The sequence below is a fragment of the Duganella sp. CF517 genome (genome assembly GCF_900110275.1).
Classification (GTDB): Bacteria; Pseudomonadota; Gammaproteobacteria; order Burkholderiales; family Burkholderiaceae_D; genus Rugamonas.
This window is the reverse complement of record NZ_FODC01000006.1, coordinates 374336-396412: the sequence shown is the minus strand read 5'-3', so window position 1 is coordinate 396412 and position 22077 is coordinate 374336. Positions and strand designations below refer to the sequence as shown.

Annotated in this window: 17 protein-coding genes; 6 read left to right on the top strand and 11 right to left on the bottom strand. The window is 67.7% G+C overall.

The window, feature by feature from the left end; all coding sequences use genetic code 11:
- Positions 1 to 63: 63 nt before the first annotated feature.
- The 5 genes from BMX85_RS23880 to BMX85_RS23860 are packed head-to-tail and all read right to left on the bottom strand — an operon-like array spanning position 64 to position 5452.
- Complete coding sequence (locus BMX85_RS23880; RefSeq protein ID WP_229210646.1) at positions 64 to 2148, bottom strand: AsmA family protein; 2085 nt, start codon at positions 2146 to 2148, stop codon at positions 64 to 66.
- A 40-nt stretch (positions 2149 to 2188) separates the two neighbouring features.
- Complete coding sequence (locus tag BMX85_RS23875; RefSeq protein ID WP_090324646.1) at positions 2189 to 2956, bottom strand: glycosyltransferase family 2 protein; 768 nt, start codon at positions 2954 to 2956, stop codon at positions 2189 to 2191.
- Positions 2956 to 3594, bottom strand: coding sequence for a class I SAM-dependent methyltransferase (locus tag BMX85_RS23870; RefSeq protein WP_090324644.1), 639 nt, complete (start codon positions 3592 to 3594; stop codon positions 2956 to 2958). Before BMX85_RS23870 ends, BMX85_RS23875 begins: the two co-directional genes overlap by 1 nt.
- On the bottom strand, positions 3591 to 4385 hold the full coding sequence (locus tag BMX85_RS23865; protein WP_090324642.1) for a PIG-L deacetylase family protein: 795 nt from the start codon (positions 4383 to 4385) through the stop codon (positions 3591 to 3593). The genes BMX85_RS23870 and BMX85_RS23865 overlap by 4 nt, the downstream gene beginning before the upstream one ends.
- Positions 4373 to 5452: an acyl-CoA dehydrogenase family protein gene (locus tag BMX85_RS23860; RefSeq protein ID WP_143068057.1), complete on the bottom strand. Its 1080-nt coding sequence runs from the start codon at positions 5450 to 5452 to the stop codon at positions 4373 to 4375. Before BMX85_RS23860 ends, BMX85_RS23865 begins: the two co-directional genes overlap by 13 nt.
- A gap of 181 nt (positions 5453 to 5633) precedes the next feature.
- Here BMX85_RS23860 and BMX85_RS23855 point away from each other — a divergent pair, with 181 nt between their 5' ends.
- Together BMX85_RS23855 and BMX85_RS23850 are read left to right on the top strand one after the other, a co-directional pair.
- Positions 5634 to 10169, top strand: a complete 4536-nt coding sequence (locus BMX85_RS23855; protein ID WP_090324636.1) for a DEAD/DEAH box helicase — start codon at positions 5634 to 5636, stop codon at positions 10167 to 10169.
- A gap of 145 nt (positions 10170 to 10314) precedes the next feature.
- Positions 10315 to 10521: a hypothetical protein gene (locus tag BMX85_RS23850; protein WP_090324634.1), complete on the top strand. Its 207-nt coding sequence runs from the start codon at positions 10315 to 10317 to the stop codon at positions 10519 to 10521.
- 175 nt (positions 10522 to 10696) lie between these two features.
- On the opposite strand, the gene BMX85_RS23845 is transcribed toward BMX85_RS23850, so the two are convergent.
- The 4 genes from BMX85_RS23845 to BMX85_RS23830 form a co-directional block, all read right to left on the bottom strand.
- Complete coding sequence (locus BMX85_RS23845; protein ID WP_177196867.1) at positions 10697 to 12133, bottom strand: alginate export family protein; 1437 nt, start codon at positions 12131 to 12133, stop codon at positions 10697 to 10699.
- Complete coding sequence (locus BMX85_RS23840; RefSeq protein WP_090324631.1) at positions 12120 to 13013, bottom strand: glyoxalase; 894 nt, start codon at positions 13011 to 13013, stop codon at positions 12120 to 12122. The genes BMX85_RS23845 and BMX85_RS23840 overlap by 14 nt, the downstream gene beginning before the upstream one ends.
- Positions 13014 to 13204: 191 nt before the next feature.
- Complete coding sequence (locus BMX85_RS23835; protein WP_143068056.1) at positions 13205 to 14308, bottom strand: hypothetical protein; 1104 nt, start codon at positions 14306 to 14308, stop codon at positions 13205 to 13207.
- Positions 14309 to 14371: 63 nt separating this feature from the next.
- Complete coding sequence (locus BMX85_RS23830; RefSeq protein ID WP_143068055.1) at positions 14372 to 15442, bottom strand: hypothetical protein; 1071 nt, start codon at positions 15440 to 15442, stop codon at positions 14372 to 14374.
- A 119-nt stretch (positions 15443 to 15561) separates the two neighbouring features.
- Between BMX85_RS23830 and BMX85_RS23825 the strand changes: the two genes are divergently transcribed.
- The 4 genes from BMX85_RS23825 to BMX85_RS23810 all read left to right on the top strand — a co-directional run bounded on the left by BMX85_RS23825 (position 15562) and on the right by BMX85_RS23810 (position 20000).
- Positions 15562 to 16143, top strand: a complete 582-nt coding sequence (locus BMX85_RS23825) for a TetR/AcrR family transcriptional regulator (RefSeq protein ID WP_090324624.1) — start codon at positions 15562 to 15564, stop codon at positions 16141 to 16143.
- A complete protein-coding gene (locus tag BMX85_RS23820; protein WP_090324622.1) occupies positions 16127 to 17542 on the top strand; it encodes a nitrilase-related carbon-nitrogen hydrolase in 1416 nt (471 codons plus the stop codon). The genes BMX85_RS23825 and BMX85_RS23820 overlap by 17 nt, the downstream gene beginning before the upstream one ends.
- Positions 17543 to 17671: 129 nt before the next feature.
- Positions 17672 to 19468: a YbhB/YbcL family Raf kinase inhibitor-like protein gene (locus BMX85_RS23815; protein ID WP_229210645.1), complete on the top strand. Its 1797-nt coding sequence runs from the start codon at positions 17672 to 17674 to the stop codon at positions 19466 to 19468.
- 25 nt (positions 19469 to 19493) lie between these two features.
- Positions 19494 to 20000: a DUF4142 domain-containing protein gene (locus BMX85_RS23810; RefSeq protein WP_090324620.1), complete on the top strand. Its 507-nt coding sequence runs from the start codon at positions 19494 to 19496 to the stop codon at positions 19998 to 20000.
- Positions 20001 to 20159: 159 nt separating this feature from the next.
- Here BMX85_RS23810 and BMX85_RS23805 read toward each other — a convergent pair whose 3' ends face one another.
- Together BMX85_RS23805 and ssb are read right to left on the bottom strand one after the other, a co-directional pair.
- A complete protein-coding gene (locus tag BMX85_RS23805) occupies positions 20160 to 21323 on the bottom strand; it encodes an ATP-binding protein (protein ID WP_090324619.1) in 1164 nt (387 codons plus the stop codon).
- Positions 21324 to 21460: 137 nt separating this feature from the next.
- Entirely contained in the window at positions 21461 to 21961 is a 501-nt protein-coding gene (gene ssb, locus BMX85_RS23800) for a single-stranded DNA-binding protein (RefSeq protein ID WP_090324618.1), read from the bottom strand.
- Positions 21962 to 22077: the final 116 nt, after the last annotated feature.

Here is a 22077-nt window from a genome sequence, read left to right as displayed (position 1 = left end):
TTACAGCGGCGAAGCAAGCCTACCCCGCCCACTTATTGCGCCAGCGCAAACTTCGCACGATGTTTACTGTTTGTTGACGGGCTCGGGCTTCGAACCGAAGCGTACCCGCGTCGCCTGCTTGAGCGCGGCGGCGCAATCGACCGCCTCGACGTTGCCGGGATTAATCAGCGGCACCACCGCCGCCAGCGGGTTGATGATGCCCAGCGCCACGGCGGCGCCGGCCTTGAGCGCCAGCGGCCCCTTGGCCACGCCGACGTCGGGGTTGGCGAACGTGCCGCGCGCGTACAGCGGCGTGCGCAGCGAGATGATGCGCACGCCCTTGGTTTTGGGCTTGACGTCGAGGTTGAGGCGCTCGCTGGCCAGGTCGACGGTGCCGGTGACATCGATGACGGCTTCGTCGGTGTCGACGACGAAGCGCCGCGTTTGCGCTTGGCCCCGCTCGACGACGAAATCGCTGGCCACGCAGTTCAGCTGCACCTGCTTGTCGCCGAACAGTTTGACGAAGACGGCGTTGGCGATGTTCAGGCCGGCGGCCTCCAGCACGAACTTGCTGACCGAGCCCTCGCTGACGGTCGCGCCCAGTTCGCCGCTGGCGGTGGCCAGCATCGCCGATACCGAGTTGCCGGTGCCGGCCAGCGCGGCGTCGCCGTTGACCTCGCCCACGCTGGCCTGCATCGATTGCAGTTTCGGGAACAATTGGCGGATCTTCAGGTGGCGCGCGGCCAGCTTGATCTGCGCCTGGATCGGATTTTTGCCGCCGTCGAGCGTGATGTTGGAAGTGACGTTGCCGCCGGCCATGCCGAAGTTCAGCGGCGTCAACGTCAGCACCTTGTTCTTCATGCGGATATGGGTGTCGACATTCTCCAGCGGGATATCGTGCGTGCGCACCAGCTTCTTGCCGGTGAACTTGACGTCGGCGTCGAGCGCGTCCCACTTGGCGGTGTTGAATTGTTCGACCGGCAGCGCCTTGCCCTCCGGCTGGTTCGGCTTCTTGTCGCGCGCGGCCTTGTCGGCGTTGCTTTCGGCGCCGATGGTGGGCCCCAGATCGGCCAGCCGCAGCTGGTTGGAGGTCAGGGTGCCGGTCAGCAGCGGACGCGGCTTGCGCGGGCTGTAGCTCAAGGTGCCGTGCAGGTCGCTGCCGCCGACGGTGCCGGTGAAGTTACGGTAGGTCCAGTTCCACGCGGCGCCCTCCTTCTTGCCGCCCAGGCGGCCGGTGGTGGCGTAGGCGGGCGTCTCCGGCAGCAGCACGCCGGTCAGCGGATACAGGTCCGCCATGCTGGCGCCGGCCAGCGACAGCTTCAAATCGATGCCGGACAGCGAGCGCGGATCGGTCAAGGTGCCCTCGATGGCGATCTTGTTCTTGCCGGCCATGGCGTTGGCCTGCACCGGGAAGGTGTTGTGTTCGTCCTGCAGCGACAGCACCGCGCCGGTCTTGCCGCCGCCGGTGACCGGCGCGCCGCGGTACGTGCCGCCCAGTTCGAAGCGCAGGCCGTAATTGCCGGCGGCCTGGGCCGTCGCCTTGCCGGCGGCACCGTCGGCGGACTTGTCCCCCGCGGTGCCGTCGACCTTGGCGTCGGCGTCGGCGGCATTGATCGTGGTCGCCTTGGCGCGCAGGTCCAGCTTGATCCCGTCGTCCAGGTAGCGCAGGCTGCCCTCGCGGAACGCCAGGCGGCGGATGTCGACCTCCCATTCGGACGGGCCGTTGTCCTTGAAGGTCCAGGTGTTGCTGCCGTCGGCGCGGCGCTGGGCCGCCACCTCCAGCTTGTCCAGTTCCAGGTTGGTGATCACCACCTCCTTGTGCAGCAGCGGCAGCGTATGCATGGCGACGACGACGTGGCCGACGCTGGCCAGGCGCGGACCGGTGGTGGTCCACTCCGGATTGACGACATACACATCGTTGGCGCTGATCACCGGACGCGGCACGTAGCGGCGCCACCCCGGCTCGGCCGGATCGCCCTGGCGGAAGCGCACGTCCAGGTCGCCCCGGATGGCGAACTCGCGCCCGATCGTCTGCGACACCTTGTCGTTGATGTAGGGACGGGCGCGGTTCCAGTCGAACGTCAGCACGAAAATGACGAGTGCCACCAGCAGCACCAGCAGTGCGGCAAGGAAGTAGTAAAGGATGGTCAGGGGGCGCGATCTTCTCATGCGGTCCATGCTACGCCTGGTTCGGGCGGCGTTATGTGAGTTATTCAACCAAACCGGCCAAAACCGGCGAATCGGATGGCAGGATGGCGCGGGCGCTGGCCGCGTAGCGCAGCAAGGTGTCGCCGAAGCCGCCGCTGGCCTTGGGGTCGCGGCGGGCGCTGGTCACCACGCGCGGCGCCGAGCTCCAGGCGAAGCGCGCGCCGCAACGCTCCAGCGCCGCCACCAGCGCCACGTCCTCGCCGCAGGCCAGCGCCTCGAAGCCGCCGGCGCGCAGATAGGCGGCCGCCGACACGCCCAGGTTGGCGCCGTGGATGTGGCGGTGGCCGTCGGCATCGGTGTAGGCGCGGTGGAAGTGGCGGCGCAACGGCTCGGCGTCGTCCCGGTGCGGCGACCAGTCGTCGACCGCGATGGTGCCGCAGACGACATCGGCGTCCAGGCCCAGTTGCGCCGACAGCCACGCCGGCGAAACGCGCGTGTCGGCATCGGTGAAGGCCAGCCAGCGCGCGCCCAACGCCAGCAAACACGCGGCGCCGGCCGCGCGGGCGGCGCCGACGTTGCGGACATCGACCGCGATGGCGCCGACGACGCAGCCGCCGTCGGCGTGGTTTGCGTGGTTTGCGTGGCTTATGTCCGCGCGCGCGTGGCGCCCGACGATGGCGCGCGAGCCGTCGCTGCAGCTGTCGAGCACCACGATGACATGCACCGCCTCGCCGCCCAGCGCCTCATCGCCGGCGGCGACGCGGATCGCCGCCAGGCACTGTTCCAGTTCGCGCTCCTCGTTGTGGGCGGGGACGATCACGCCGATCATCAGGCCAGGCCCTCCTGCTGGGCCACCGAATCGGCGCTGGCGGACCAGACGTCGAGCAGGAAGTCGTCCTCGCTGTGGCGCAGCAGGCGGTGCAGGCCCGGCGTGGCGTCGAACACGGTGTGCACGCTGTCGGTGTTCAGCCGGCGGTCGGCGAACGGCCGGCGCCAGTGGCACATGACCAGGCTGCCGCCGGCGGCCAGGCCGTCGACGCAGCACTGGCGCAGCCGCAGCAGCGCCGGTTCGTCGAGGTAGTAGGCCATTTCGCTGATGACGATCAGGTCGAACGCGGCGTCGGCCGGCCACTCCTGCGGCATGTGCTGCTGGCGGATCGTCACGCGCGCGGCGTCGCTGGGCGCCTCGCGCAGCATGCGCCGGCGCGTCAGCGCCACCGCCTCGGCCGACAGGTCGCTGGCCAGCAGCCGCTCGGCGCGGTGCGACAGCGCCGCCGTCAGCTCGCCGTTGCCGCACGCCGGCTCGAACGCGCTGCGATAGCGCTGGCGCGGCAGCGACGCCAGCAGGATGTCGCGCTTGCGCTGCTCGTAACAGCGCTGGCGCACTTTCCACGGATCGGCGTCCTGCTGGTACAGCTGCTGGAAGTGCGCGAGCGGATCGAAGTCGGAGGGGAGTGAGGTCGTCATGTGAAGTAGATTTCGTAGGGATGCAGCAAGCGCGCCAGCACATGCGGCGGCAGGATGGCCGGCTGGCCGGTGGAGGGATCGTCGCGCAGCTGGCTGGCGAAGCATTCGACCGCCTTGCGCTTGCGCCGTAGTACTTCCTCGTCCAGCGCCAGGCGGCGCGCGCGGCGCCACGGCAGGCGCACGTCGCCCGGCGCGGCCCAGTGCCAGCTCCACACCGGCATCTCGACCAGGGTCGCGCGGCAGGCGCTGGCGGCCATGGCGGCGGCCAGGCCGCACGCCTCGTGGTCCGGGTGGCCGTCGCGGCGCCAGGTGACGAACACTACGTCGTCGGGCCGCAGCATTTGCAGCAACAGCGTTTGCAGCTGGTCCAGCGACGCGGCGACCGCGCCGTCCGGCAGCCGGGCGCGCAAGATCCGTGGCGCTGGCTTGCCGGCCGGCGCGTCCAGGCCCAACGCGCGCAGCGCCGCCTCGGTTTCGCGCGGACGCAGGCGCGCCAGCTGCTCCGGCGTGATCGTGGTCGAACCGGGATGGCTGCCGGTGCCGTCGGTGACCGCCACCAGCACCGTATGGGTGCCCTGCGCCGCCAGCAATTGCAGCAGGCCGCCGCAGGCCAGCACCTCGTCGTCCGGATGCGGGGCGACGATGACGGCGCGCCGTCCCGGCGGCACCAGCGCCGCGGCGGAGACCGGAGGCAGGTCCTGCAGCCCGCCCCACGCTTGCCAGCTGGCGTCGGGCGTGCCCTCGCCGGCGATATGGCGCGCGGCGGCGCCGTCGTCGATCATAGCGCCCATGGCGTGTCCTCCTTCTCGCCCAGCATGCCGCCCAGCGCCGCCAGATCGCGCTCGGCGTGGCTCTGGCGCAGGAACACCGGCAAATCGGCCGCCAGGCGGGCGAAGTGCGGGTCGCGGCACAACGGCGTCGCCCCCAGCGCCCGGGTGGCGTGCTGCAGCACCAGCGTGGCCGCCGCTTCGACGGTCAGGCGCGCGCGCAGCGCCAGCGGGCCGGCGTCGGCGGCCGGATCGGCGTCGATGGCGGCGGCGCTCTCGCGCAGCACCGCCGCCGCGCCGGCCAGCGCGACATCGACCATGCCGAGCTGCGCCAGCCGGTGCGGATCGGCGGCCTGGCGCGCGGCGCCGGCGCGCACCGCCGCGTGCAGATAATCGCCAATGGCCTGCGCCGCCCCGTACCAGCAGGCGGCGATGCCGGCGCCGCCGTGCCAGAAGCCGGCGCGATGCACATACGCGCCGGAGGCGCCGACCAGGCGCGCCTCGGCATCGTCGAACAGCACGTCGACGCTGGCGCTGCCGGCCATGCCGACGGCGTGCCAGCCGTCGGCCGTCACGGTCACGCCGGGCTGGTCGAGCGCGACGGCGGCGAGCCACGGCCGGCCGTCGTCATCCCAGCAGCTGACCAGCGCGTGGCTCACGGTGGCGGCGCCCGAGCACCATTGCTTGCGGCCCGACAGCGTCACCGTGCCGGCCGCGGCGCTTCGCAGCGCGACCCGCCCGTCGGGCGGCTCGGCGCACCAGACGCCCCACAGCGCGTCGGCCGGCGCCGCCGTCCCCAGCTCGGCCAGGATGGCCAGGGCGTCGGTGTGGCCCTCGTACAGTTTGACCAGGCTTAGATCGTGCCCGCCCACGGCGGCCAGCGCGCGCCAGCGCCGCGCCGTGGCGCCGCCGCCGGGCGGCGGCAGGCGGTCCAGCCCCTCGGCCGCGATGCGCCGCAGCAGTTCCGCCGGCGTGGCCGCGCCGCCGCGTTCGCGCCGCAGCAGCGCGCGCAGCGCGGTGGCCGCGTCGAGCGTCGGCGCGGGGGCGGGAACGGGAACGGGAGCGGAAATCAGCGAAAGCAGGGCAGGCATGGCCATCCAGTCAAGACATTGTAAAGATGATCTCATCATGCTGCCGCGCCGCCGGACTGTATGTTCGCTCGGGCACACTAGTCGCCAATCGACTTCCGCCACGCCACACGCGGCTGCGCGCTGCCGGGTAAAATGGAAAACCGGGGCCCCGGCCCGACCTTTCTTTGCGTCATCATCGCCAATGAAACCGCGTGAGATTATTGATATCTGGCATGACTTCCATCCCGCCGTGGCGGCGTGGTTCGGCGCCAGCTTCCCCGCCGCCACCGAGGCGCAGCGGCGCGCGTGGCCGCTGATCCAGGGCGGCTCGCCGACGCTGATCGCCGCGCCGACCGGTTCCGGTAAAACCCTGACCGCCTTCCTGGCTGCGATCGACGCGCTGGTGCGCGAGAGCGGCGCCACGCCGCTGCCGGACCAGACGCGGGTGCTGTACGTATCGCCGCTCAAGGCGCTGTCGAACGACATCCGCGTCAACCTGCTGGCGCCGCTGGAAGGCATCGACCGCGAGCTGGCGGCCATGTCGCTGCCGCCGCACGGCATCCGCGCCGCCGTGCGCACCGGCGACACCACCCAGGCCGAGCGCAACGCCATGCGCCGCCGGCCGCCGCACATCCTGGTCTCGACGCCGGAGTCGCTGTACGTGCTGCTCGGCTCCGACAGCGGCCGCGCCATGCTGGCCGGCGTGCGCACCGTGATCGTCGACGAGATCCACGCCGTCGCCGGCGGCAAGCGCGGCAGCCATCTGTCGCTCAGCCTCGAACGGCTCGACGCCCTGTGCGAGGCGGCGGGCCAGCGCGCGCCGGTGCGCATCGGTCTGTCGGCCACGCAAAAGCCGTTGTCGGCGGTGGCGCGTTTCCTGTCCGGCGCCGGCCGCGACTGCGCGGTGGTCGACGTCGGCCACGTGCGCGCGCGCGACCTGGGGCTGGAACTGCCGCCGGTGCCGCTGGAGGCGGTCATGCCCAACGAGGTGTGGGAACGCGTCTACGACCGGCTGGCCGAATTGACCGTCCTGCACCGCACCACCCTGGTGTTCGTCAACACCCGGCGCATGGCCGAGCGCATGGCGCGCCACCTGGGCGAGCGCCTCGGCGCCGAACACGTGGCCGCGCACCATGGCAGCCTGGCCAAGGAATACCGGCTCGACGCCGAGCAGCGCCTCAAGCGCGGCGAGCTGCAAGTGCTGATCGCCACCGCCTCGCTGGAGCTGGGCATCGACATCGGCGACGTCGACCTGGTGTGCCAGATCGGCTCCCCGCGCGGCATCGCCTCCTTCCTGCAGCGGGTCGGCCGCTCCGGCCACCACGTCGGCGGCCTGCCCAAGGGGCGCCTGTTCCCCACCTCGCGCGACGACTTGATCGAATGCGCGGCGCTGCTCGACTGCGTGCGCCGCGATGAACTCGACGCGCTGCGCATCCCGGTCGCGCCGCTCGACGTGCTGGCGCAGCAGATCGTCGCCGAAGTGGGCGGGCGCGAATGGCGCGAGGACGAGCTGTTCGACCTGGTGCGCCGCGCCGCGCCGTACGCCGCGCTGGAGCGGGCCCGCTTCGACGCCGTGCTGCGCATGCTCACCGAGGGCTACACCGGGCGCCAGGGCGTGCGCGGCGCCTACCTGCACCGCGACGCCGTCAGCGGCACCGTGCGCGCGCGGCGCGGCGGCAAGCTGACCGCCGTCACCTCCGGCGGCACCATCCCCGACAACGCCGACTTCACCGTGGTGCTCGAGCCGCAGGGCCACAACATCGGCACCGTGCACGAGGACTTCGCCGTCGAAAGCCTGGCCGGCGACGTTTTCCAGCTCGGGAACACCTCGTACCGCATCCAGCGCGTGGAGGCCGGCAAGGTGCGGGTCGAGGACGCCCACGGCGCCGCCCCCAACATCCCGTTCTGGCTGGGCGAGGCGCCCGGCCGCAGCGACGAACTGTCGGCCGGCGTGGCGCGCCTGCGCGGCGAGATCGACCGCCTGCTGGGCGAAAGGGAAGGCGCCGCCGCCATCGACCACGCCACCGACTGGCTGTTCGAACACCTCGGCCTGAACGACGACGCCGCCGGCCAGATCGTCGACTACCTGGCCCGCGCCCGCTCCGCCCTGGGCGCGCTGCCGACCCGCGACACGCTGGTGATGGAACGCTTCTTCGACGCCTCGGGCGGCATGCAGCTGGTGCTGCACTCGCCGTACGGCAGCCGCATCAACCGCGCCTGGGGACTGGCGCTGCGCAAGCGCTTCTGCCGCACCTTCAACTTCGAGCTGCAGGCCGCCGCCACCGAGGACGCGATCGTGCTGTCGCTGTCGGACACCCACAGCTTCCCGCTCGACGAGGTGTGGCGCTACCTGCGCTCGTCCAGCGCCGAGCATGTGCTGATCCAGGCGCTGCTCGACGCGCCGCTGTTCAACGTGCGGTGGCGCTGGAACGCCACCACCGCGCTGGCCCTGCCGCGCTACGCGGGCGGACGCAAGGTCGCGCCGCAGCTGCAGCGCATGAAGAGCGACGACCTGCTGGCCGCCGTCTTCCCCGACCAGGCGGCGTGCCTGGAGAACATCGTCGGCGAGCGCGAGCTGCCGAGCCATCCGCTGGTCGACCAGACGCTCGACGACTGCCTGCACGAGGCGATGGACAGCGAGGGCTGGCTGGCCCTGTTGCGCCGCATGGAGGCGGGCGAGGTACGGCTGCTGTCGCGCGACCTGCCGGCGCCGTCGCCGCTGGCGATGGAAATCCTCAACGCCCGGCCCTACGCCTTCCTCGACGACGCGCCGCTGGAGGAGCGCCGCACGCAGGCGGTCGTCAACCGCCGCTGGACCGATCCGGCCTCCGGCGACGACCTGGGCGCGCTCGACGCCGGCGCCATCGAGGCGGTGGCCGCCGAGGCCTGGCCGGAACCGCGCAACGGCGACGAGATGCACGAGGCGCTGATGTCGCTGGCGTGCGTGACGCAACAAGAAGCGGCGGCCGGCGAAGGCTGGAACACGCTGCTGGCGGCGCTGGCGGCCGGCGGGCGCGCCACCCGTTTGCACGGCGGCGGCGCCGACCTGTGGGTGGCGCTGGAGCGCCTGGCGTGCCTGCGGGCGGCCTACCCTGACGCCGTCGCCACGCCGGCGCTGACGATCCCGGAGCGCCTCGCGGCCGGCGACGGCGACGAGCCGTGGACGCGCGACGACGCGCTGGTCGAGCTTCTGCGCGCGCGCCTGAGCGGCTTCGGTCCGCGTCCGCTGGCGGCCATCGCCGCGCCGCTCGGCCTATCGGAGGGCGACGCCGCCATCGCGCTGACCGCGCTCGAAAGCGAAGGCTACGTGATGCGCGGGCGCTTCACGCCCGGTGTCGGCGAAGAAGAATGGTGCGAACGGCACCTGCTGGCGCGCATCCACCGCTACACCATCAGAAGCCTGCGGCGCGAGATCGAACCGGTCGAACGGCAGGACTTCATGCGCTTCCTGTTCGAGTGGCAGCACCTGGCGGAGGACGCGCGGCTGCGCGGCAGCGAGGCGCTGCCCACGATACTGGCGCAACTGGAGGGCTACGAGGCGGCGGCCGGCGCCTGGGAAAGCGAGCTGCTTGCATTGCGCATGCAGGACTACTCGATGCTGTGGCTCGATGACTTGTGCCGGGCCGGCAAGGTGGTTTGGACGCGCGTCGGCGCGCCCGCCAGCGCCGCCGGCGGCCCGGTGCGCGGCACGCCGCTGGTGCTGCTGCCGCGCAGGCAGCTCGGCCTGTGGCACGCGCTGCCGGCCGTCGCCGTCGAGGTGGAGGTGTCGCCGCGCGCGGCGCGCGTGCTCGAGGCGCTGCGGCGCGAGGGCGCCATGTTCTTCGACGAGCTCTCGCGCGACGCCCGGCTGCTGCCGGTCGAACTGGAAACCACGCTGGGCGAGCTGGTGGCCACGGGGCTGGTCAACGCCGACAGCTACGCCGGCCTGCGCGCCATGCTGCTGCCGGCGAACAAGCGCGCCACGATGGACAAGCGGCGCCGCCGTGGCGCCGGGCCGACCATGGAGGAGGCGGGCCGCTGGGCGCTGGTGCGGCGCGCCGACGGCGTCACCATCACCGAGCGCTTCACCGGGTTGACGGTCGACGGCGGCGCCGACGACGACGATGCGGTGGCCGCGACCCAGCCGGCGCCGCAGGCGCGCAAGCCGGCAACGGCCACGGCGCCGCGGCGGCCGCGCACCGACCCGCAAACGCTGGAGCACATCGCCCTGACGCTGCTGCGCCGCTACGGCGTGATGTTTTGGCGCCTGCTCGAGCGCGAGGCCGCGTGGCTGCCGCCATGGCGCGAACTGCTGCCGGTGTACCACCGGCTCGAGGCGCGCGGCGAGATTCGCGGCGGCCGTTTCGTGGCCGGCCTGTCGGGCGAGCAGTTCGCGCTGCCCGAGGCGATTCCGCTGCTGCGCGAGATGCGCCGCCGGCCGCACGACGGCGGCTTCGTCGGCATCTCCGGCGTCGACCCGCTCAACCTGTGCGGCACCTTGCTGACGGGTGACAAGGTGCCGGCGCTGGCCGGCAACCGCGTGCTGTTCCGCGACGGCCTGCCGGTGGCCGCCATCGTCGCCGGCAAATTCCGTTACCTGCAAACGCCCGACCCGGCCGAGCGCGAACTGCTGCACGCCCAGCTGGTCGCGCGCCGATATCGCGGCCTTCGTGCGGTCGACGGAAACGCCGCCGTCGGCCAGCAGGCAAGACCGCGTGGTGAAGCCGGACGCGGCCGATGTCCGAACTGGCATCCGTGACGATCGCCACCTTGTTGTTGCTTTCGTTGTGGCGAAGCGGGGTGACTTACATGCCACACTTTGATTTCCAATAGGAATCGTGCCGGGCTGTTCCGCAGGGTTCGCTACGATGGCGGTTCAGCGCCAGATCTCACAAAGGACACACATGGAATACTCGGACCTCAGCATCGCCATTCAGATCCGCACGCTCGCGGCGATCCGCCAAGCTGAAACCCTGCGCGCGCGCGACGGCATCGCGCCGGACAGCGCCGACGCCAGGCAATGGATGGAGGAGCACCATCTGCTGACTTTTGTACCGCTGGTGATCCAGGAGCTCAAACAGATCACCGAGATCATCAAGCAGGAGTACTGACGGCCTGCTTTAGCCGGTCATCGGATCGGTGATGGTGAGCGGCATAACAGACCAATTGCATAAAACCCCGGGGTCAAGTCTGGCATTCGGACACGAGCTAAACCATTGGAGCGGTTCAGTTCGTGTCTGAATGTCAGACTTGACCCCGCGGGTTAATTGCATAAAAACCCCGGGCTTACCAGCCGAACTTGAGCTCCATACCCAGGTAGTTGGCGCTGCCGCCGCCGGCCGCGCGCAGGCTGTCGCCGGCCTGGAAATGCACCGCTTCCAGTGACGCCGTTACGTTGGGGCTGACGATCCAGTCGGTGCGCAGCTGCGCGTAGGCACCGGTCCAGCGGCCGCCCTGCCCCGCCGTGCGCGGCACGCCCGCCATGCTTTGCACGTACACCGCGTCGCCGGTGGTCTGGCGCCATTGCAGGCCCAGCGCCGTCGTCACACTGAGCACCTTCAGCGGCTTGACCGTCACCGATGGTTTCAGGTGAACCAGGTTGCTGTAGCCGGTCAGGCCGGCCAGCGAGAAGTAGTAGCCGTTGGCGAACAGCGGATTGAAGGTTCCCAGCTTGCCGTCGCCGGCGTGCCTGTCGCCGGAGGCCATGTCGAACTGCACGCCGACGCGCGGCGTCCACGACGTGCCCGCGAAGGTGTAGCCGGCGATCGAGCCGATCGCCCATGCCGAGACGCGCCTGGCGCCGACCTCGCCGTGCTGCAGCATGCCTTCGACGTCGAAGTCGGCGTTGCCGCGCTTGCCGCTGTAGCGCAGGTCGTAGACGTCGCGGCGTTCGTCGCCCTGGGCGTCGAGAAAACGGGCGCTGTCGCGCCGGTAGCGCGAGTAGTAGCCCGACACGTCGCCCGGCCCCACACCCTGCCGTTCGACGCGGATGCCGTTCAACGTCAGATGGCCGTTGGAGTAGTCGTCGAAGCTGTCGACGCTGCGGTTCTGCACCGGCTGCGTGACGTAGCCGATCAGCCGCCACGGACCATGTTCCCAGTCGGCCCAGACGCCATCGAACGCCTGCCGCACGTTCGGACCGTCACGCACGGCGATGAAGCGCTGCAGGTCGAAGGCCATCTCCTGCCGGCCCGCGCGCACCTTGATGGCGCCTTCGGCGGTCGGCACCGCCACCGTCACGAACAACTGCTCGACATCGAGCTTGTCCTGGTCCGGCGGCGCCATCGACCGCTTTTGAAAGGCGCGCGCGTCGACCAGCTGGCCGAACACCTGCACATAGCTGCCAAGCCGCAGGTCCGCGTGCACATTGGCGCGCTGGATCACGTAACCGTCGGCGGGTGCGCTGCCGGCGCCGAACAACGGCGTGGCGATGTGTTCATAGCGCTCGCGCAGGCCGCCACCGAGCGACAGATAGGACAGCCCGTCCGCGCCGAGCGGGATGTATTTCAACCCGTCGAAGGGTTGGCGTGGCAGGCACGGATCGGCCAGCACGCCCCAGTTCTCGTTCCAGCGGTTGAAGTTGACCGGCGGGCGTTTCACGTCGCATGGCGCTAGCGGCGCATCACCGGCCGCCGGCGCCAGCGTCTGCGCGCCGGCGACGCCGCCGGCGACCAGCGCCAGCACGCCGCCGCAGCGGCGCAGCGCCAGGCTAGTGCGCGGCATCGTGGATCTCGCTGATGTAACCGCCCGGGAATTGCAGCATCGCGCTGACATTGCCCTTGCTGGTTTTGTATGGCGGCGACAAGACAGTCACGCCATTGGCGGCCGCCTTGTTCAGGGTGGCCGCCATGTCGTCGACTTGATAGCCGGTGGTCTCCCGGCCGAATGGGAATGGCAATTTACCGTCGCTGACGAACACCGTCATCTTGCCGAATTTGGACGTCAGGTGCACGCGGCGAATACGCTCGCCGGCGCGGCCGATCTCGCCGCCGTCGACCTGCTCGTCGCTGGCCACTTTGGCGTGCGCGAACTGCTTGAACTGGCCGATGAATTTGTCGGCCGACACGCGCGAGACGTACACGCGGTTGTCCGGCACCGAGTGCAGCGGCGCGTACGAAGGCGCTTTGGTGTGCCAGTACAGCTGCATGTTGACGCCGCCGGCCCACTGGATCAGCACATCCTTGCCGATCGGGTCGTCGAACGGTTCGACGGTGACGTCGGCGCCCGCTTCCACCGCCGCCTTGGTGGCGTCGTTGATGTCGGTGACCAGGTAGCCGGTGCGCTCGGCGCCGAAACCGTACGGTATCGGCGTCTGGAAGGCGAACACCGACAGCATGCCGACCGGCGTTTGCACATACTGCGAGGCGGTCTTGCTCGGCGTCGGCGTGACGGTGAACACCGCGCGCGGCGAAGCCTTGCCGCCGAAGGTGTTGACGAAGCTGGTGACGAAGGCGTCAATGTCGGCGTTCTGCACGTACACGTGGGTGGTGTCGTACTGCGGCGCGACGGCGACGTCCGGCGCGGCGATGGCCAGCACCGGCAATGTCAAGGAGAAGGCCAGGGCGCATGCGGCGATACGGGTGCGGATGAAGTGCGTAGTCATATCAGACTCCTGAAATAGGGATCGAAGTGCGGGATCGGCGGTGGCGCTGCTGGCGCGACCGCTGACAATCGACTATACGCAGGGCGCGTGCCGATTCAACCTTCCTTCGGATCAGGGAGGGGCTATGCTATTCGTGTGGTGGATACTGCGGCCAAGGGATTTGAAAATGGCCAAAAGCCGCGTACCGGCTGCTATGGTTTCCGGAGATTCCTGTACAGCACCCACAATACTCCCGCAACGGCGGCAGCCCATGGATGATCGGCGACGATCGGGATGCCGGCCAAAACGATCACGCCGAAGACGACCGCCGCCAGTAGCCAGCCAACCACGCGCTTCCACGACAGCGGCGGCCTGTCCGCCTGCGCGTCGGCATGGCCGGCGTTCGCTGACGATGGCGACTCTACCGGCGAGGCTTGATACGCCAACGGTTCCGGTGATTGCCGCTCGATGCGCAGCGACTCCGCAGCCAGGCTCGCGGCGCTCATCGCGGGAGTGCAGATGCGCTCCAGAGGCCCGTCCACGGCCGGCAAATTGACGCCGTGCGCCTCGTTCGCCGCCCGGATCAGCACCTCGGTTATCCAGCACTCCAATCGCTCGCCCCAATCCTCCAGCGCATCGAGTTCATTTTGATTCGCGCGCGCGTACGAGCCGTAATCGTTTTTGGGATTCATGTCGTTAGCGAATCGCGCCATTTGCCAGTCGAGCGACGACAATATCCAGGACGCCAGCGACGCGTCGGGGAACGGCGGTAACAACGGCATTCTCGTCGGGGACTGCTCCGGCACCGGGCCGTAATAGGGGCCGGCTCGCACCTGGCTGGAGGGGATGTTGGTGTCGAGATCGCGGGCGATGGCCGCGGCCACTTGCTTCCAATTGGTGCCCGGCACTTGCAGCGCGCCTGACCGCGTTTCCACGCACACCAAGTCATCGACGTCGGCGCCACGCGGCGCCGTCGGAAGGTCGCGGCCCTCCCGCTCCACCGCCCAGATCTCGTGGCGGTCGGCGTAATGGACCGCCACCGCATACTCGACCCGCCCCATCGCATCCGGAACAGCGATATCGAACCGGGCAAACATGTGCAGCGACAAGCGCGTTGCGCCCGATTCCCCGAGAATGGCGAGCCACGACTGAACATCCTCCGCCAGCACGGCCTGGTCGGCCTGCCGCCGGAACCGCAAGCGCGCATCGCCGAAGACGCCATGCCCCTGCCAATCCCCGAGCGCGATCTCGTTGCGCAGGAATTTGGTGCCGTAGCTAACCAGTGCGACCAGGCGCATGATGGTTCCGTTGCGCAAGCTTGCTCCTTTATTTTTTGGTGGGGTGCAGCTTACCAGCATCCAGGCGCGGCTTGCCGGCGCCTAGAGATCTTTTCTGAATTTCAAGTAAAGCACCCAATGCAAGGCAATCAGCACGGAAAGCCACGGCAACCAGGCGATGACCTTGGCAAGCGCCACCACCAACAGGCACAGCACCGCGAACGCGAGCACCGGGGCGATGCGGCCCAGCCATTTCCGCTCCGGTTTTGCGACCTGCGCGCCAACATCCGCTTCGGCAGTGGCGGCGCCACGCTCACAACCCGGCGGCGGCTCGTGCAGACGCACCAGCGGCGCACTTTGTTCCGACAGGGCGGACGGGCGATACTCGTTGGCGCAACGCAGCAGCACTTCGATCCGCCAGCTGCGCAAGCGCATGCCGCGCGCCATCAATGCCGCCGCGTCCGCGTCGCTCATTTGACGATAATCGCTGCTCTCGTTCTTCGGATGCGTTTCGTTGGCGAACGTCGCCTCCTCCCGGTCCAGGATCGCCAGCAGCAAATGGGCCTGCGCGGATACTTCGGTCACGGGAAACAGCGGTAACTTGGCCCAGGATACGTCGCCCGGTACCGCGACACAAAACGGCGTCGGCGGGCTGGTCACCTTCGGCATAACGATGTCCAGATCCAGCGCGATGGCCGCGGCCAGTTGCGGCCAGTCCGTGTCGGCGACCTCCGACGTACCCGGCCGGTCCGCCGCGCGCCAGTAGGTGTCGAGGTCGCCGCCCCAGGAAGTCGAATCGGGAACCTGCCGCGCCCCGGACCGAAGCGCATGCGTCGACCACCGCGGCAGTTCTGTCGCGACCACCCAGATCTCATGGCGTTCGGCAAAATGCACGATTACGACATGCTCCTCGCCAGACCGGACCCGAGTCGGCGCGGTGGAAACTTTTCCCGCCGGATGCAGCGACAGCCGCGTCGCGCCGGAGGCCTTGAGTATGTCCAGCCACAGCGTGAAGTCGTCCGCGAGCAGTGCGTTGTCCAGATCGCGGAACTGCAGACGCGTGTCGAAAAAGACGCCGTGGCGATACCAATCCTCCAGCTCGATCTCGTCGCGCAGGAATTGCGTACCGTAGCTGACCAATGCCACTTGGCGAAGGATGGATTCGTGACGCAAGCTAGCTCCCTTTGTTGTGCGATGACGGCAAGCTTAACAGCATCCCATGACAATCAGGCAAGAGCGGCCGGCGCGGATCGCCAATTGACAAGCGATTCATCGAAGTATACGCTGTATACATGGTTGAACAAACGACATCGAACAAGATCCTGGCCGCCGCGCGCGCACTACTGGAACGGGAAGGCGCCGACGCGGTGAGCATGCGCCGCGTTGGCGAAGCCGCCGGCATCACGCCAATGGCCATTTATCGCCATTTCGCCAATCGCGAAGCGCTGCTGAAGGCGGTCGCCGACGCCGCCTTTGTCGAGGCGGCGCGGGAATGGTCCACGCGCGCCCGCCACCCGGATTTGATGCACGCGCTGCGGCACTCGATGGAGAACTACCTCGACTATGCGCTGCGGCACCCGCATATGTTCGACTACAACTTCTCGGTCGCGCGCGACGATGCCCGCCGCTTCCCGGAAGACTTCCGCGCCCGCTGTTCGCCCACGCTCAATGTGGTGGCGGATATGCTGGCCGAAGCGATGCACCAGGGACTGATCCGCGACAGCGATCCGTGGGACATCGCCATGACCTTGTGGGCGCAGGCGCACGGCCTGATCGCCCTGTACCGCGCGGGCCGCTTCAGCTATGACGAGGAACGGTTCCGCGCCTTCTATCTGCAGTCCTTAGGAGTGGTGTTCGATGGCATCGTCCGCTAACCGTACTCTCGCATGGGCCGGCTTGGCCGCGACCGTTTTGTCCGGCACCGCCTGGTGGTTCGGCACGGGCCTGCATCCGCAAGCGTGGCTGACCTGGCTTGCTCCCTTGCCGCTGTTGTTGCTCGCGCCGCGCCTGCGCTGGCACCACGCGGCGCTGGCCGCACTGGTCGCGGGCGCCTGTGCCGGACTTAACCTGTGGCACTACCTGATCGATGTCATCGGGCTGCCCCTGCCGGTGGGTGTCATCGCCGCCCTCGCGCCGGCCGCGACGTTCGCGCTCGCCTTGCTGCTATTTCGCCGGCTGTGGCTGGTGCGACGGTATGCGGCGGCGGCGATGGGGTTTCCCGCGTTGTGGGTGGCGGTGGACTTCGTGTCGTTCAGCGGTTCGCCGCACGGCACTTTCGGCAGCCTGGCGTACAGCCAGCTGGACGTTTTGCCCTTCGTGCAGTTTGCCAGCGTGGCGGGAATTTGGGGCGTCGCCTTTCTCCTGCTGCTCGCTCCCGCGGCGCTCGCGATCGGCGTGCTTCCGGGGCCGGACCGGCGTGAGCGGCTGCGGGTGGCCGGCGCGACGTGCCTGCTGTTCGTATCCGTGTTCAAATACGGCTTTGCAAGGTTGGATCGGCAAGAGGCCGACAGCCTGCGCGTCGGACTCGTGTCGATTCCCGGGCCATTGCGTCCGGCGATGTTGTCGGCCGACGGACAAGTCATACTCAAGCGCTATCTCGCCGCCATCGATACCCTGGCCGAGCGGGGCGCGCAAGTGGTGGTGGTGCCGGAAACCGTGATCGCCACGGACCAGGCGGCGATCGCCGAGTTTGCCGACAGCGCAGCACGCAACAAGGTGACGATCGCCGCCGGCATCGCCGTCAAGGACGCCGCGCGGGGCCAGCGCAATACCGCGCTGGCATTCGTGCCCGGCGCTGCGGAGCCGGTCATCTATGCCAAGCACCATCTCATTCCGGGCGTCGAGGACCATTACCAGGCCGGCGCCGACTACGCCATGCTGCCCGGCACGCGCACCGGCTTGGCGGTGTGCAAGGACATGGACTTCCACGACACCGGCCGCGCCTATTCGGACCGCATGGCCAAGCTATTGCTGGTTCCAGCATGGGACTTCGGGGTGGACGGACGCATGCACAGCCGCATGGCGGTCATGCGCGGCATCGAGAGTGGCTTCGCCGTCGCCCGCGCCGCCTTGCGCGGCAACCTGACCTTGTCGGACAACCGGGGCCGCATCATCGCCGAAAAGTCGGACGACTTTGGCGATGCCACCTTGATTGGCGAGGTACCCTTGTATGATTCGCTCACTTTGTACGCGCGGTTGGGCGATTGGTTCGCCTGGCTTGCGCTGGCCATGCTGGGCGCTGCGGTGCTGGCTTCGCGCGGCGCGAGGGACTGAATCCCCTTGGCAAGCGTGAACGCATTACAACGAAGTTCGTCGCCTGCGAGCGCGACAGTGATTTAGCGTACAGAACCGCTGTCCGCGACGCCGCACACTCGACCCTACACTTCAATACAGGGGCGACACATGCGACAAAAATTTGCCGGCGCGGCACCCACGATCATTGGCGGCATGCTGTTCGCCTTGGCCGGGTTTTCCCACGCTCAACAAGGCGACGGCACGCGCGTCGCGATCGCCGCCGCCATCGTCAAACCCGACAAGGTCGAGGCGACGCCGGAGCGCATCGCCGCCCTCAAGGCGCCGGCCGGTTTCACGGTCACGGCCTTCGCCACCGGACTGAAGAATATCCGCATTGTCGCCGTCGCCCCGGATGGCACCATCTACGTCAGCCGGCGCGACCAGGGCGACGTGTTGATGTTCAAGGACGCCAACGGCGACGGCCGCGCCGACGGCCCGCCGGTGACCGTGGCCAACCGCGCCGGCGCGCACGGCCTGGCGATCCGCGACGGCAAGCTGTATCTGGCCACCGTCAAGGAAGTCTTCGTCGCCGACATCCTCGGCGACGGCAAGCTTTCGCCGCTGAAGCTGATCATCGGCGATCTGCCGGACTCGGGCCAGCACCCCAACCGCACACTGGCCTTCGGACCCGACGGCATGTTGTACATCAGCGCGGGATCGACCTGCAACGTCTGCAACGAGAGCAATCCGGAAAACGCCACGCTGCTGCGCGCCACCCCGGACGGTAAGCAACGCACCATTTTCGCGTCGGGGCTGCGCAACACCATCGGCTTCGACTGGCACCCGCGCACCGGAGAGCTGTGGGGCCCCGACCACGGCATCGACTTCCTCGGCGATGACGACCAGCCCGAAGAACTGAACAAGCTGGAACTGGGCAAACAGTACGGCTGGCCTCACGTGTATGCCGACGGCAAGATCTATCCGCAAAGCACGCCCGTCGGCGATATCACCAAGCAGCAGTGGAAGGAGCGCAGCGAACCGATGGTGCTCGGCTACACGGCCCATGCGGCGCCGATGCAAATGCTGTTTTATCGCGGCAGCAATTTCCCGGCCGAGTATCAGGGGGATGCCTTCGTGACGATGCGCGGCTCGTGGAACCGTAGCACCCCATCGGGCTACGAAGTGGTCAGGATCAAATTTGCCGACGGCCAGGCCAAGTCGATCGAACCGTTCGTCACCGGCTTCCTGACCGACGGCGGAAAAACCCATATCGCGCGCCCGGTCGGCCTGGCCATGGCCAAGGACGGTTCCTTGCTGATGGCCGACGACGCCAACGGCGTGCTCTATCGCATCGCCTATTCGGGCCGGGACAAAGGAGCGGCCGCGCTTGCACCGGCGCCGGCCGGTCCGATGCAACAGCAGGCGCAGAAGGGCAACAACGTTCCCCTCGCGCTGACACGCGTGCCCGCAAAGAGCGACGCCAAGCTGTCGGTGCGCAGCCCGGCATTTGCCGGCGGCGCGCCGATGGCCGCCAAGTACAGCGAATACGCCGACGGCGTGTCGCCGCCGCTGACGTGGGCCGCCGTCGACGGCGCCAAATCGTACGTCGTCATCGCCGAAGACCCCGACGCGCCGCAAAAACCGTTCGTGCATTGGCTGGCGTGGAATATCCCCCCGTCGGTCACGTCCCTGCCCGAAGGGTTGCAGGAGCAGCCGCGCCTGACCGCGCCGGAGGGCGTGCTGCAGGGCAGGAACACGCGCGGTTCGCTCGGCTACTACGGGCCGCGCCCGCCGGTCGGCGATCCGGCGCACCACTATCACTTCCAGATATTCGCGCTCGATACGACACTGACCTTGCCGTTCGGCGCGGACCGCGACCAACTACTGCAAGCGATCCAGGGCCATGTGCTGGCCAAGGGCGAAGTGGTCGGCCGCTATGCACAGTCGCAACAACCACCGAAGTAAACACAACCCATCCACAGGAGACACCATGAAAACCACGCAATTTCTGACAGCATTGACCCTCGGCATCGCCTTCGCCCATTCCGCCTCCGCCCAGGTGTCGAAAGCCGACACCGACCGCCTGAACGCCATCGCGCAAGCCAACATCGCAGAAGTCGAAGCTGGCAAGATCGCGCTGGAAAAGTCCACCAACGCCGACGTCAAGCAATTCGCGCAGACGATGATCGACGATCACACCAAGGGCCTGGAGGAAACCAAGAAGGTGGCCGCCACCAAGAACCTGACGTTGCCGACGGAGCCCGATGCGGCGCATAAAAAGATGGCCGAGAAACTCAAGACCCTGTCCGGCGCCGCCTTCGACAAGGAATATGTGAGCAAGGCCGGCGTTGCCGACCACGCGAAGGTGCACGCGGCGCTGAAGCAGGACATTGCCAAGGCCCAGGATGCGGACGTCAAGGCATTGGCGACGAAGCTTGAGCCGACCGTGGCGCATCACGGCGAAATGGCGAAGAAACTGAACGCGGCGATTAAGTAAAACGGCGCAGTACCCTTTCCGACGTCACGGGGATGTCGAGCCTCCCGGCTCGACGAAGCCGTGCGGCGCGGCGCAGTAAGGCGACGTCGGGTCGCCGTTGACCGTCAACCCGAGCGACTGGAAAGATTCAGGCGCGAGGCCGCCCTTTTTTTCATGGAGTTATAAGCCGTTTAACAGCCCATCGGCCGACAGAATATCCGTAACCGTTTGTTCTTCGATGGCATAGACCCCGCGCGCGGCCCGCCAGATCAATTTTTTCTCCTGAAGAGCAAGCAGCGCTTGCTGAACGCCGGGCACATCGATGCGTACGTCGTCTTCGGTTTCCCCCGCAGAGCGCAGACCTCTCCGATACAACGCCATGGTCGTCGCCTCGAACGGCGCGTAGTTGTCCCGGTTTGCCGCCATCACACGCAAGACTACTTGTTGAATGGGAGTCAAGCTATGGATCGCCTTGCGCTGTACCTGATTGATTTCACTTGCCAACTGCCGCACTTCGCTCTCGAACAGGTCCGGGCCGTTGTCCGCACCGACCTCGAAGTTGAACCGCAGCGCATCGGCCGCCGAACCCAGCAATTCAGGACGGTAACCCGCCTCCACGAACAGGGGCCAAATTTTTTCAGGCGACAGTGGGAAGGAGAGCTCGGCCTTCTGACAAAACCACTCGATGAAGTCCTTGCCAAGCATGGGAAAATTGACCATGGGCGAACCGTAAAATGCCTGGTCCTTACTGTTTCGAAGCATCGCCAGCTTGTCACGATTTGATCCGGTGCAAACCACCCGCAGCCCATGGTGATGCGAGCTGTTTAATTCGTCGCGTGCCGCCTTTAAAGCGAACAGGGCGGCAACGCCAGCGTCGGTCGTTATCGCGTGTTGGGCTTCGTCGATAATCAGGACGATCACCTGGCGGGTCTCATCGGATAGCGCTACAAGCGCCTCGGTAAGGGAAACATCCTTGCCCACGCCGACGCGGTCCAAGTCAAAATTCATGGCGCCACCAATGGCGACCTTGCTGAGTCCTGATGCCTTCGCCAGTCGCATGACGACGCCAGCCTTGGTGGCCAGCGCGGCGCGGATAGCGGTAACGACGACCGCCCCTGGATCTGTCGTCGGGTTCGCCCACAAGTCGGCGTAGACGACCAGGGCGCCAGCGCGCTCGAAGGCCGGTCTCAGGTCTTCTCTTACGAAGGTCGACTTGCCGGTGCGCCGTGGAGCGGCGAGAAACACCCCCGAACTGGCGGCGCTACCGACGGCGACCGTCAAAACTTGCTTGGCTATCTTCTCGGCCAAGGTTGGGCGATGGAATAACTCCGGTGCGTGGGCCACGGCGGCATCTCCCGTTTTATAGACGATTATAAAATGATTATAGACCGATTATTTCTACCCTCACGCACCGCAAACCCGTAAAAACGCCCTGCAAATCAAAGACTTGCAGGGCGCGGATTACTATCAACGAAACAGCATCAGAACGGAATGTCGTCATCCATATCGGAGAAGTTCGGCGCCGGCTTCGGTGCCGGACGCGGCGCAGGTGGCGCCATTTGCGGACGCGGTGCCGGCGCCTGACGCTGAGGCGGGGCCGATTCGTAGCCGCCGCCATCGTCCATGCCGCCGCCATCGCCCATGCCTTGACGGCCACCCAGCATTTGCATCTGCTCGGCGATGATGTCGGTCGCGTATTTCTCTACGCCATCCTTGTCGGTGTACTTGCGGGTCTGCAGGCGGCCTTCAACGTAGACCGACGAACCCTTCTTCAGGTACTGGCCGACGATTTCCGCCAGGCGGCCGAAGAACGAGATGCGGTGCCACTCGGTCTGCTCTTTCTGCTCGCCAGTGTTGCGGTCCTTCGATTTGTACGATGTCGCCACGGCAATGTTGGCGATCGCGTCACCGCTAGGCATGTAGCGAATTTCCGGATCGCGACCCAGATTGCCGACGATGATGACTTTGTTGACTGATGCCATTTATAAAACTCCTGAGTAACGACGGCCGCGCTTTGCGGGCTGTTTATCAAATGCTAAACGAGGATTATAGCATCGCCCACAGCCCGAATTTCAGGCAAAACGACAGCATCACGCGT

What these genes read in the sequence shown, in the direction of transcription:
- BMX85_RS23870 (WP_090324644.1), bottom strand. Translation starts at nt 3,594, where the DNA reads ATGACGACCTCACTCCCCTCCGACTTCGATCCGCTCGCGCACTTCCAG.
- BMX85_RS23815 (WP_229210645.1), top strand. Translation starts at nt 17,672, where the DNA reads ATGCGACAAAAATTTGCCGGCGCGGCACCCACGATCATTGGCGGCATG.
- BMX85_RS23845 (WP_177196867.1), bottom strand. Translation starts at nt 12,133, where the DNA reads ATGCCGCGCACTAGCCTGGCGCTGCGCCGCTGCGGCGGCGTGCTGGCG.
- BMX85_RS23850 (WP_090324634.1), top strand. Translation starts at nt 10,315, where the DNA reads ATGGAATACTCGGACCTCAGCATCGCCATTCAGATCCGCACGCTCGCG.
- BMX85_RS23820 (WP_090324622.1), top strand. Translation starts at nt 16,127, where the DNA reads ATGGCATCGTCCGCTAACCGTACTCTCGCATGGGCCGGCTTGGCCGCG.
- BMX85_RS23840 (WP_090324631.1), bottom strand. Translation starts at nt 13,013, where the DNA reads ATGACTACGCACTTCATCCGCACCCGTATCGCCGCATGCGCCCTGGCC.
- BMX85_RS23880 (WP_229210646.1), bottom strand. Translation starts at nt 2,148, where the DNA reads ATGAGAAGATCGCGCCCCCTGACCATCCTTTACTACTTCCTTGCCGCA.
- BMX85_RS23860 (WP_143068057.1), bottom strand. Translation starts at nt 5,452, where the DNA reads ATGCCTGCCCTGCTTTCGCTGATTTCCGCTCCCGTTCCCGTTCCCGCC.
- ssb (WP_090324618.1), bottom strand. Translation starts at nt 21,961, where the DNA reads ATGGCATCAGTCAACAAAGTCATCATCGTCGGCAATCTGGGTCGCGAT.
- BMX85_RS23825 (WP_090324624.1), top strand. Translation starts at nt 15,562, where the DNA reads ATGGTTGAACAAACGACATCGAACAAGATCCTGGCCGCCGCGCGCGCA.
- BMX85_RS23810 (WP_090324620.1), top strand. Translation starts at nt 19,494, where the DNA reads ATGAAAACCACGCAATTTCTGACAGCATTGACCCTCGGCATCGCCTTC.
- BMX85_RS23855 (WP_090324636.1), top strand. Translation starts at nt 5,634, where the DNA reads ATGAAACCGCGTGAGATTATTGATATCTGGCATGACTTCCATCCCGCC.
- BMX85_RS23865 (WP_090324642.1), bottom strand. Translation starts at nt 4,385, where the DNA reads ATGGGCGCTATGATCGACGACGGCGCCGCCGCGCGCCATATCGCCGGC.
- BMX85_RS23875 (WP_090324646.1), bottom strand. Translation starts at nt 2,956, where the DNA reads ATGATCGGCGTGATCGTCCCCGCCCACAACGAGGAGCGCGAACTGGAA.